Here is an 11,163-nt window from a genome sequence, read left to right as displayed (position 1 = left end):
GGGTTCTATAAAACTCATATCATACCCTCTAATCGGCTTATTGAGTGATTTTGAAAGTCTTTCAATGAAATAATTAACGAGTACTTCGATATCTTCCTTTCTTTCACGAAGAGGTGGGATTTCAATCTCTATTACATTTATTCTGTAATATAGATCTCTTCTAAACAAGCCCCTATCAATAAGTTCCTCAAGATTTTTGTTAGTGGCTGCGATTATACGTACATCAATTTTGATGGATTTTGTTCCACCTACTCTTGTGATAACTTTATCTTCAAGTGCTCTCAAAATCTTAGGTTGCAAAGATAGAGGAAGATCACCAACTTCGTCTAAAAACAGAGTTCCACCATTTGCAAGTTCAAATTTGCCAGGACGACCTTTTCTATCTGCATCAGTAAATGATCCTCCTTCATAACCAAAAAACTCGCTTTCAGCAAGCTCCTGCGGTATAGCAGAACAATTTATAGCAACAAAAGGTCCTTTGCTTCTTAAACTCTGAAAGTGAATTGCCTGAGCAAACATTTCTTTTCCGGTGCCTGTTTCACCTGTTATTAAAACAGAGGCGTTAGAATGTGCAGCAACATTTGCAATTCTAATTGCTTCAATGAGCTTTGGACTTTTCCCTTTAATATCATCAAAGGTAAAACGCGCTTCTGCGCCAATGAATGTGGTTACAAATTTTCTAACCTTTTCTATCTCTCTAAAGAAATCAACTACACCTGCAAATTCGCCATTTTCATCTTGAAGTACGACTGCAGTTTTTACAAAATGAAGTGTTCCTCTTGAAGGACTCTCTATTATAAATTCCCTGTCAGTATAACCCTTATGAGTTTTAAAAACCTCTAAAATAACAGGTGTAAAATCTACAATGTCTGTAACATTTTTTCCAATTGCTTCCTGTTGATTTATGCGTAAAATTGAAGCACCAGTCGAATTAATATAAACAACATCCGCATTCTTATCCAAAATTAATACTCCATCTTTATTTCCTTCGGCAAAAAACTGAATGAATTTTTTTGATATATTCATTTCTTTAAAGGCCTTACTGAGTAGAACTTGCTTTGTAACACTATTTGCAATAAGTTTTGCAATTTCAAGAGCGAATTTTGGATAAATATCGACACGCGAAGAAACACCAACTACACCAATAAGTTTCTCACTCTCAAAAATAGGCACAGCGCTACATGACCACTCATAAAATCTTGGGTTAGTATGTTCCTTTCCTTTCACTTCACTTGGCAATTTTTCTTCTAATGCGTTTCTAATCGCAGTCTTTCCAAGAGTTTCATTGAATACCAATCCCTCAAAAATTTCCGAATCTTTGGCATTCCCTGCAACAAAAAGCACAACACCTTCTTTATCAACAAAAGATATAGTAATTGGAGTATCTTTTGAGAAAGATGAAAATATCTCTTTTAAAACAGAAATATACAAACTATATTCTTTTCTTCTTGTTTCAAGATCAAAATAAGAAACTGTCAAAATGTTAATTTTTCTTTATAATTTTACATATGAAAGGAAAAGTTGGAATTATTGCAAATCCACAATCAGGAAAGGATATAAGGAGACTCACTTCAAAAGCTTCTGTTTTTGACAATGAAGAGAAGGTAAATATCATTGAAAGAATTCTTTCTGTCTTTAACTTCTTTAACATTGAAGAAATTTATTATATGGAAGATGCTTATGGCATCGTAAAGAAGGCGGCTTCAAGAATTAAAGCATCAAATCTTAAGATAATTCCCATAGAAATGAATTATACCTTTGATGAAGTAGATAGTACAAATGCTTCAAAGATAATGCAAAATATTGTTGATATTATTCTTGTCCTTGGGGGTGATGGAACTAACAGAGCCGTGGTTAAAGGGCTTAATATGGAAGACCCCGTCCCTCTTGCACCAATTTCAACCGGTACTAATAATGTTTTTCCAGAGATGATTGAAGGCACCACAGTTGCACTTGCGATAATTTCCTATCTTACAAGTATAGAAAAAGAAAAAAATTTGAGAAGAGAAAAACTACTTAACATAAAATTCAATAACAATTCAGATATAGCACTCATCGACTTTGCAATTTCAAAAGAGCAATTTATTGGCTCAAAAGCAATATGGAATGAAAAATCAATTATAGCAATTTTTGTTACGAGAGCCGAGGTAACAAGCATTGGTTTTTCATCACTGGTTGCTTTCAAAAATCCAATTCATAGAGATGACCCTTTTGGTGGTTATGTAATTTTAGGCGAGGGCGAAGAGGTTATTTTTCCAATTGCGCCTGGAAAATTAGCAAAAACTTCCATAAAAGAAAAAGGTATAATTAAAGAAAACAATCCAATAAAGATGTTTGTAGAAAGAGGTACGATAGTACTTGATGGGGAAAGGAAAATAGAGCTTTTTAAAGATACTGAAGTTGAGATAAGTCTATTGTTAAATGGACCAAAGGTACTTAATTTTAGAAAAGCTATTGCTGAAGGCATTAAAAATGGGATTTTCAGTAATAAACAAAGTTGAAATTATCGAAAGTAATACAAAAGACCCCCTTATTAACTTGAAAGAAGAAAAAGAACTTTTCGAAAGTTCCCTTAATGGAAAAATAATTTTAAGGTTTTGGGTCAACGCTCCTTCTGTTATAATCGGAAAGTTCCAAAAAGAAGAGTACGAGGTGAATCTTCCTCTTGCAAAAAGTTTAAATATCCAAATTTTAAGAAGACTTTCAGGTGGCGGTGCAGTTTATCATGATGAAGGTGTCCTAAACATAACAATAGTAAAAGAAAAGGAGCTAAAACTATTCTCAAGTTATATAATTGATGAGACACGATATCTTACAAGTCTAATTAGCGAAGTAATTGAAAAGGAAACTCATGAATCGACGATTATAAACGAGAGAAATGGGATATTTGTAAAAGGTAAGAAGGTTGCAGGATCAAGTGTGGCTGTATCAAAGAATTTTTTGTATCACATTTCGGTTCTTGTAAACGCAGATCTTAATATTCTTAACAAAATCCTTCAAGGGCGTCCTTATGAAGCAAATGAAAAACGTTTTGTAAAAAGCATTAAAAGTGAAGTAACAAATTTAAAGGAGCTAAACCCAAGTATAAGCATTGAATCTTTTAAAAATCATGTGAAAGAGCACTTGGCTAAAAATTTACATTTAAAAATCCAGCAAATTACAAGCAGTTTTTAGGTCTTAAATACGTGCGCTACAAGAAGCAAAAATTTATTCGTAAGTACTTTAACCCATTTTAGGGTAAAGATGACGCTCTAAATCTAAATAAACGCATGCTTTTAAATCAATATTTATGCACCCTTAACGGAACTATGCGGGTTTTAGAGGGGTAATTTTCGAGAATACAAAAAATTAAAAACCTCATAAAATCAATGGTTTTAAAGGATTTGGGGCGAATAGGACACCCTATACGGTAAATTTATAAGATTTCTAAAATACTCAAAAAACGCATACAATTGAAATTGCGGTTATACAAACTCTATCTTAAAACAAATACTCCAATAACTCCTGCAATAAGGAGAATTAAAACAGGTGACTTCTTATAGAGAATAAACACAGCAAGGCTTACAATTGCCATAATATACGGGATAAATCCAACAAATCCACGACTGACAATAAGATATATTGCATTTATAAGAAGAGCTATTATAACTGGCTTTACGCCAAGCATAAACCTCTTATAAATTACATTTTCCTTAAACTTCTTCTCAAAATGCGCAACAGCAAGAATTACTAAAAATGATGGCATTACAACACCGAGAGTTGCAAAAGCAGAACCAATAACGCCACTTAGTTCATATCCAATAAATGTTGACATATTTAGCGCAACAGGTCCAGGCGTAACCTCTGCAACAGAAACAAAATAGAGGAAGCGCTCTTGAGTAATCCAATGAAGTTCCGTTACAAAGGAGTGTTGAAGCAATGGAAGCATTGCCTGTCCCCCACCAAAGGTAACAATTCCTATTTTAAAAAACTCGATAAACAACCTAAGAAGAAGTGCCATTGTTATCCTCGAAAAACTTTCCAAATATTATACCAAGAGCTCCACCAATAAGAATCACATAAATTGGATTTATTTTTAGTATAAAAAGCTCTACAAGCGAAAGCAAAAGAAGTGCAATATAAAATATATCTTTGTTCGCCTTCTTGAAAATGTCGAAAGTAATATAAGTAATCTCACCAACAACACCTGTTAATATACCTATGAAAAACTTTTGTACTTGTGGGATTTGTGTTAAGTTTGTAAAAAACATTGATATTAGAAGAATGATAATAAAGGAAGGAAGCACAACTCCGAGAGTTGCCAAAGAAGAGCCCAAAAGCCCTCCCTCTCGATATCCAATAAATGTTGCCATGTTAATTGCAATTGGTCCAGGGGTTATTTGAGAAATTGCAAGCATTTCCAAAAACTCCTCTTCTGTTAAATACTTTCTTGTGTTCACGAAAGTTTGTCTCATAAGCGGTATCATTGCATAACCTCCGCCTATCGTAAAGAGCCCTATGATAAAAAAGTCGTAAAGAAGCCGTAAATTCTTTTTCATTTCTTAGGAAAATTTCCTTCGTAAGAACCGGATACCCTTCTTACATGTAATTCTTCTCTTCCAAACACTCTTCTATAGCCTAAAAAATACACAATTAACGTTGTTATAGTGACTATCATGCCAACAAGTGAATATGTAAACTGCACTGAAATTTTCTCACTCAGGGTTCCCGTAAGAAGTGCTCCAAACGGCGTAAACCCCAGGAAAATAAGAGAATAAATGCTCATGACCCGCCCTCTAAATTCCTCTGATGATTCCATCTGAAGAAGCGTATTTGCTGTATTCAGGAACAAAACCATCGAAAACCCAGAGAGAGTTGTAAAGGCAATCGTGAGGTAATAATTCGGAAAAAGTCCTGTTAAAAGAAGCGTTAGTCCCAGTACTAATGCACCACCAAAAAGATAGAAATGCTTTACTCCTTTATAACTTATAACTGCAAGAAAAAGAGAACCTGTCAAAGCGCCAACACCCATCATCGACATAAGGAACCCGTAATCTGTTGATTGTAGCTTAAAAACTTGCTTTACAAGTGTTGGAACAAGTACGTTAAAGTTAAGACCAAAAACATTAACGACTATAAAAAGCGCAAAAATAATAAGGATTATAGGGATTTTGAGAATATATTTTAAGCCTTCTATGGCATCTTTATTAACATGCTCGAGATCTCTAAGGCTAAATCTTCCTGGTCTTATAGTTCTTTCAACGACGAAGAAAATCGCAACGATAACGGGGACAAAACTTATAGCATTAAGGTAAAAACTCAAAGAATAACCTACAGCTCCTATAAGTATTCCCGCAATACCCGGACCTATTATTCTTGCAAGATTAAAGGCAGACGAATTTAAAGAAATTGCGTTCATAAGGTGTTCTTTATCCACAAGCTCAATATAAAAAGATTGTCTTGCTGGCATATCTATTGTGTTAACAAGTCCAGACAAAAAAGCAATTATTAGAATTTGATAGTATTGAACAACTTTTAACGTAACAAGAAGCCCTAATACAAATGCAAGAATTGCTAAAGAGCTCTGAGTAAAAATAAGAATTTTCTTCTTTGAAAATTTATCAATTATAACTCCTGCATAAAGCGATAAGAATAGCGCAGGAAGAAATTGAACCGCAGAAAGAAGGCCAAGTTTAAAAGGAGAATTTGTTATCTGTAAAACAAGCCAGCTTTGAGCAGTCGATTGCATCCATGTTCCAATGACAGAAATAACCTGCCCAAAGAAAAACAACCTGAAATTCCTATATTTAAAAGAAGGAAAATGTATAAAAAACCTATCTCTTATTCGTCTAAAAATGTTTTTATCTTTTAAAGTCGCAATATTCATCATGTTCAATCTAGATTTTTATTATACTACAAATGCATTTATATTCAAAATTTAAAAGCATTTACCGTAAAAATCAAATAAAAACTAATATTAATCTTATTTTAATAAATTTTTCAAAAAATGGAAAAATTCCCCCAAAAATCTATTGACAGGATCGAAAAATTATATACAATTCATATCGTTTGAGAATAAATTAGAGGGGAATGAAGAGTTGGCATACAGATACATTTATGGACCTATAACTTCAAGGAGATTAGGGGTCTCTCTTGGGGTGACCACAGTGCCTCACAAGGTATGCAGTTTTAACTGTATTTACTGCGAAGTTGGTAAAACCACACTTCTTACAACTGAGCGAAAAGAGTATATCCCTGCGGAAGCAATTCTTGAAGAATTAAAAGATTTCTTAAGTAAAAACACAACAAAAATTGACCATATTACTTTCTCTGGTCTTGGAGAGCCTACACTTCACATAAGACTTGGGTATATCATAAAAGAGATAAAAAAGATGACTAATATTCCCATTGCAGTGCTTTCAAACGGATCTCTAATTACAAGAGATGATGTAAAAATGGACCTATTAAATGCAGATATTGTAAAATTCACCTTAAACGCAACCGACCAAGAAACCTATGAAAAAATAAGCCTTAATCATCCAGATATAAAGGTTCAAGATGTCATTTCAGGCATCGTTGAATTTAGAAAAATGTTTACTCACGAACTTTGGATTGAGATTCTTCTTGTCAAAGGTATTAATAATACAATCCAAAATTACTTAAATCTTTACAATGCTCTTTCAATGATAAAACCAGACAAGATTCATATAAATACTGTTATCCGTGCGCCTGCCTATAAGGTTGAACCGTTGAGCTTTGCGGAACTCCTCGAAGCTTCACGCATCATTAATCATGGCTCGAAGATAATCTACAAAAAGGGCACAACAAGAGTTGCACCCCAAACTGAAATCTCAACTTCCTCATTAAATAGCAATATCTAAAACCTCACACTTATTAAGTTAAAAAGAGACAAAGTCTTAAGCATTAAATATCCAAATAGAACAAGAAACAACAAGCCAGTTAAAAGTTTAATAGTGCTTAAATTGTCTGTAAACCATTTTGAAATTTTTTGAGAATTTGATCCTCTATAGGCAGCATATGTAATAACAATCAAAGGCAAAACAAACATAAAGTTGTAAAGAATAAGATAAAAAAGTGCTTTTGCTTTGAGGTAGTCCAATCCGAAAATATAAACAATCGTTGGAAGATATGTTTGCCCTGTGCATGAAAACTCAACAATTGAAACAGGAAAGGCAACTAAAAAGGCAAAAATAAATTCAGTTAGAACTTTTGGATTTCTAAGCAATGTGTGAATTGTCTTTTTCTCAGTTGTGGAAAGTTGTAGCACCATACCTTTCGTGTCTCCCCTTTTTGCCTTTAAATAATCAAAGAAGTTTAATACAACAAGCACCAACGTAACAATTGTAGTTCCAAGATACACGTATTTTGCGATATAGTCAAAGTATTTCCACCTTGATATTAACTCAAAAAGTCCAATACCTAAAAGAAGATAAGATACACCAATACCTAAAGTAAAAAAGACACCTACAAGAAGAATTTCGCGCCTATCTTTTTTTCTAAGTGCAAGAAGAGAAATAAAGAATATCAAAACTGTTATAGCACAAGGATTATACCCATCAATGAGACCTGCACCGATTACCGTTAAGATGCCAAATTTTTGAAAAAGCTGCACCAATTGAGAATTTTCACCCTTTGCCTTTAATAGAGTTTCTTCAAGGAAGGCATTATCCTCATAATTTAAGTTTTTAATTGCATTTTCCAAATTCTTATAAGCCTCTTCTCTTACAAATGCACTTTTTCCAATAAATACAGCAGGTGTCACATTTAATTTGTTTTGAGGAAGATTGTAAATTTTTCCAAGATTTGCAAGAAGTTCCTTGTTTTTAGGTTCAGATACTGAAAACTCACTTACCTCAATATTTGGATAAATTTCCTTAAGTGTCTCAAGATAAGATCTTGTAAGCGCACATTCAGAGCATCCAGGCGTTGAAAAGAAAAGGATTGTAATCTTGGACTTCTCAGCCCTAACAAAAGGCGTAAAAAAGAGCATTAAAACTGTAATAACCAAGCATACAAATATAAACTTTTTCATAAATTCTTAACCTTTATGGACTAATAGTTATAGTCTTGGTTTCGGCGTTCCACTCAACTTTATAACCCATCACTTCCGAAATAAATCTTAACGGCACAAAGGTCCTTGCATCTTTAATAACTGGCGCAACATCAAGATTCTTCCTTACACTATTTACTATTGCAAACTTGCTTCCTACTATAAGTTCAATTTTAAAGTTATTCTTTTGCAATAGAACCGTTTTTGTTTTTGCATTATAAGAGACCTCAAAACCAAGTGCTTCGGAAATAAACCTCACAGGGACAAGGGTTCTTCCACTTGTTCTGTCAATAAATGGTTCTACGTCAAGAGTTTTTGTCTCTCCAAAGACTGAAATAGTCTTGCTTCCAACTTGGAGTTTGATTGTATTATCTTTTTCAAAAAATACAATGAACTTTTGTTCAACAGATTTATCCGTTAAAGGATAAATAGCTTTAAGATTTACGGGAAGCATATTATTGTTTGAGCTGGGAATGAGTTTATAGTCAAAGTTTCCGTTTGCGTCAACTTCAATCATCTTGCCGTTTACAAGGACAAAACAATTTGATGGATAAACATTTCCTTTTACGAGAACAGAGTTTGAAAATTTTTCGAAGTTTGACTTTGGAGAATCTACCGTAAGAACAGGGGTTGTGGTATCCAACACCACTGTTAAAAGTTTTTCATTTCTGTTGCCTGCAACATCAATAGCAACAAGATGGAAGAAGTTTTGTCCGTCTTTTAAAGCGTAAATACCCTCAAAGGAAAGGGGAGAAAGCATATTTAATTTGATCCCGTTTATATATACATCACCGCTTTCTGAAAGTTCACCTTTTATTGATAAAGTGTTTTCATAAGTATAAGTTAGATCCTTTATGTTCAATGTTATATCAGGTGGTTTCGTATCAACCTTTAATGTTACGGATTTTTCTTCCTCTGTAAGGGATTTCGTTTTACTGTAGTACTTCAGTGTATGGATGCCATCGTTAATAACAATTGGGTCTATAAAAACCTTATAATCTCCTTCATCCAATTTGTAATATGTAGTCGGTGTCTCTGAAGTATTAGTTTCGGCAATCAACTTAACAATTACGTTCGATACGAAGTATCCATTTTTACCATTAGGTTCACTTGGTGTCGTTTCTAAAAGTGTCCGCACAAAATCCTTATCTTTGAAATCAATTTTTACTGAAACAGGCGTTGGCTCAGAATCCGTAAAAACCTCTATCAAGTAACTTCCTTGTTTATTTGGAGAGACAATTCCAAAAGATGGATAAAATTTTACTTTTACATTTGCATTCTTCCCGATTGATGAAGCAAGTTGTAAAACTAAAGTATTCCCCTTAAGAGAAACTGACCCTGGGTTTTCTCCATTTATCGTAACATAGTTAGTATCAGGCTTTTGAGGTAAAATAAATCCATCCTGAAATCTCACATAAACATTCTTACCGTTCATAACATCGCCGAGTCTACCTGTTGTAAAATCAAGCGAAAGCATAATATTTGCGTTTGTAAATTCTGGATCGGCTGAAGCAGCCAAGTTTTGGATAGTTGTTGAAGTTATCGTGAATGGTGCCTGTGCTTTTTCTGGCTCTTGATCAGTCCAAACTTTTAAGGTGTAATCACCAGGTACTGTTGGGTTTTGGAAACTTGCAGATTGCTTGATCAGAATTTCCACAGTTTCGTTTGCCTTTATTCCAGGGGACGGAACTGTAAAATAAACTGTCTTTGGCAAGTCATAAACTGGGCATGCACCTCCAACTCTAGTCCCATTTATAAGGAAGCAGTCTGAACAGTGCGCATAAGCACATGATGTACAGGGAATCGTTGATTCCTGCGGAAATTGTAAGTAAATTCTGTCGTATCCTTGCTTAAGGTCTGAATGACTCACAAATGTAATTTTATACTCGCCGTAAGCACCTCGATCAGAAGGATTTACAGAAACTGTCAAATTTCCAATAGAATTTACCGCTCCCTTAATAAATGTAAAGACCGAAAAAAGCATTACAAACGTTGTAAGAAAAACAAAAATCTTTTTCATCATATCCTCCTATTTTTGTAAGAACGCCTTAATATTTTCGATTGTTTCTCTAATGGGTTCGCCTGGGCCTCTGTAATAAACTGTTAGGTCTTTATCAACAAGTTCGATATATGGTGAAATATTTACTTTCAATTGAGTTGCAATAGTCCTATCAGGATCTAAAACCCCTATAACATTATTTCCAAGAGGTGCCGTAAGTCGCAAGAGTTGATCTTTTTCCTGCGTGAATGCAAATACTATAAACTTAATATTTTCTGTATTATATGTTTTGAAAAGATTTGCAAGTTGCGTTATACTTTCGACGCAAGAACCACATCCGGGGTTACCCCCAATAATAACTATCTTATTTTTCTTAAAATCGTTAATGTTATATTCCGTACCGTTAACATCCTTAAATGTAACCTGAGTTAGTTTTGTACCTCTTTCAGAAAATATGTATCCTGAGACACCCAATGCATTAAATTTATCCTTTCCATATTTTTCTATGTAAAGAAGACTCATTGCCTCCCTTACTTTGTTTTTAATAATCGTTGCAACTGAACTAACACCTGTATAAATACCATCAGTTTGTTTTATTATCGTTTCTGCGTCTTTTCCATTGTAATCGTTAAAGTATTTTTCAAAGTCAATTCCAAGATCAAAATACGTGGGATTAAAGGGTGTTAAGGTTTTTATCTTAAGCTCCTTATCAACGATTAAAAGCATCGCTACATCTTGTGGAATTCGTTTTTTGTCTTTATTGTAAGATGGATTGTCTATAAGTATGGTAACTTCAGTCCCTACAGTATTCCCATTATCATCCAAAATATCCTCGGCTGCAAAACTGTCAGAAAATTGTGCTGGATCCGTAAGAACCCTCGGGGCAGTCAATGTTCCTTTAAATCCAAATATTTTAGATCTTACATCCTCCTTTGGAATTACCTTTGTATATTTTTGAACTAAAAGTTGATTTTTAAGATAAAATCCAAGGAGTATAAAAATTGCAATTGCAACAAAAATACTGAAAATAAGCAACACTCTTTTGTTTAAAATATGCTTTTCTTCTTTTATTTTTGACTTTTTTGGTTTTTTATTCTTTCTGTTAGACATATTG

Annotated in this window: 10 protein-coding genes; 3 read left to right on the top strand and 7 right to left on the bottom strand. The window is 33.8% G+C overall.

Features of this window, described 5'->3' with window-relative positions; translation table 11 throughout:
• On the bottom strand, window positions 1-1,479 hold a 1,479-nt coding region (locus ACP5SP_RS04535), incomplete at its 3' end, for a sigma 54-interacting transcriptional regulator (protein ID WP_428076089.1).
• Between the two features lie 29 nt (window positions 1,480-1,508).
• On the opposite strand from ACP5SP_RS04535, the gene ACP5SP_RS04530 reads away from it, so the two are divergent.
• Together ACP5SP_RS04530 and ACP5SP_RS04525 are read left to right on the top strand one after the other, a co-directional pair.
• Window positions 1,509-2,501, top strand: a complete 993-nt coding sequence (locus ACP5SP_RS04530; RefSeq protein WP_424586805.1) for a diacylglycerol kinase family protein — start codon at window positions 1,509-1,511, stop codon at window positions 2,499-2,501.
• Window positions 2,473-3,174, top strand: coding sequence for a lipoate--protein ligase family protein (locus ACP5SP_RS04525; RefSeq protein WP_416085178.1), 702 nt, complete (start codon window positions 2,473-2,475; stop codon window positions 3,172-3,174). The genes ACP5SP_RS04530 and ACP5SP_RS04525 overlap by 29 nt, the downstream gene beginning before the upstream one ends.
• A 301-nt stretch (window positions 3,175-3,475) precedes the next feature.
• Here ACP5SP_RS04525 and ACP5SP_RS04520 read toward each other — a convergent pair whose 3' ends face one another.
• From ACP5SP_RS04520 to ACP5SP_RS04510, 3 genes are read right to left on the bottom strand one after another with little or no spacing between them, the layout of a single operon-like run.
• A complete protein-coding gene (locus ACP5SP_RS04520; RefSeq protein WP_428066678.1) occupies window positions 3,476-4,000 on the bottom strand; it encodes a chromate transporter in 525 nt (174 codons plus the stop codon).
• Window positions 3,984-4,538: a chromate transporter gene (locus ACP5SP_RS04515; protein WP_428066676.1), complete on the bottom strand. Its 555-nt coding sequence runs from the start codon at window positions 4,536-4,538 to the stop codon at window positions 3,984-3,986. The genes ACP5SP_RS04520 and ACP5SP_RS04515 overlap by 17 nt, the downstream gene beginning before the upstream one ends.
• A complete protein-coding gene (locus ACP5SP_RS04510) occupies window positions 4,535-5,869 on the bottom strand; it encodes an MFS transporter (RefSeq protein ID WP_428066674.1) in 1,335 nt (444 codons plus the stop codon). The genes ACP5SP_RS04515 and ACP5SP_RS04510 overlap by 4 nt, the downstream gene beginning before the upstream one ends.
• A 208-nt stretch (window positions 5,870-6,077) precedes the next feature.
• On the opposite strand from ACP5SP_RS04510, the gene ACP5SP_RS04505 reads away from it, so the two are divergent.
• Window positions 6,078-6,860, top strand: coding sequence for a radical SAM protein (locus ACP5SP_RS04505; protein WP_428066672.1), 783 nt, complete (start codon window positions 6,078-6,080; stop codon window positions 6,858-6,860).
• Here ACP5SP_RS04505 and ACP5SP_RS04500 read toward each other — a convergent pair.
• The 3 genes from ACP5SP_RS04500 to ACP5SP_RS04490 are packed head-to-tail and all read right to left on the bottom strand — an operon-like array spanning window position 6,857 to window position 11,159.
• On the bottom strand, window positions 6,857-8,032 hold the full coding sequence (locus tag ACP5SP_RS04500) for a cytochrome c biogenesis CcdA family protein (protein WP_428076088.1): 1,176 nt from the start codon (window positions 8,030-8,032) through the stop codon (window positions 6,857-6,859). The genes ACP5SP_RS04505 and ACP5SP_RS04500 overlap by 4 nt on opposite strands.
• Window positions 8,033-8,045: 13 nt before the next feature.
• Entirely contained in the window at window positions 8,046-10,070 is a 2,025-nt protein-coding gene (locus ACP5SP_RS04495) for a copper amine oxidase N-terminal domain-containing protein (protein WP_428076087.1), read from the bottom strand.
• A gap of 9 nt (window positions 10,071-10,079) precedes the next feature.
• Window positions 10,080-11,159: a TlpA family protein disulfide reductase gene (locus ACP5SP_RS04490; RefSeq protein WP_428076086.1), complete on the bottom strand. Its 1,080-nt coding sequence runs from the start codon at window positions 11,157-11,159 to the stop codon at window positions 10,080-10,082.
• Between the last annotated feature and the right edge of the window lie 4 nt (window positions 11,160-11,163).

Origin of the sequence: Caldisericum sp. (assembly GCF_049967455.1) — a bacterium.
Taxonomy (GTDB): domain Bacteria; phylum Caldisericota; class Caldisericia; order Caldisericales; family Caldisericaceae; genus Caldisericum; species Caldisericum exile_A.
This window is presented reverse-complemented; position numbering and strand designations above follow the sequence as displayed.

Bases quoted from the DNA above. Each gene is read 5' to 3' on its own strand.
- ACP5SP_RS04530 (WP_424586805.1), top strand. From the start codon at position 1,509: ATGAAAGGAAAAGTTGGAATTATTGCAAATCCACAATCAGGAAAGGAT.
- ACP5SP_RS04525 (WP_416085178.1), top strand. From the start codon at position 2,473: ATGGGATTTTCAGTAATAAACAAAGTTGAAATTATCGAAAGTAATACA.
- ACP5SP_RS04520 (WP_428066678.1), bottom strand. From the start codon at position 4,000: ATGGCACTTCTTCTTAGGTTGTTTATCGAGTTTTTTAAAATAGGAATT.
- ACP5SP_RS04515 (WP_428066676.1), bottom strand. From the start codon at position 4,538: ATGAAAAAGAATTTACGGCTTCTTTACGACTTTTTTATCATAGGGCTC.
- ACP5SP_RS04510 (WP_428066674.1), bottom strand. From the start codon at position 5,869: ATGATGAATATTGCGACTTTAAAAGATAAAAACATTTTTAGACGAATA.
- ACP5SP_RS04500 (WP_428076088.1), bottom strand. From the start codon at position 8,032: ATGAAAAAGTTTATATTTGTATGCTTGGTTATTACAGTTTTAATGCTC.
- ACP5SP_RS04495 (WP_428076087.1), bottom strand. From the start codon at position 10,070: ATGAAAAAGATTTTTGTTTTTCTTACAACGTTTGTAATGCTTTTTTCG.
- ACP5SP_RS04490 (WP_428076086.1), bottom strand. From the start codon at position 11,159: ATGTCTAACAGAAAGAATAAAAAACCAAAAAAGTCAAAAATAAAAGAA.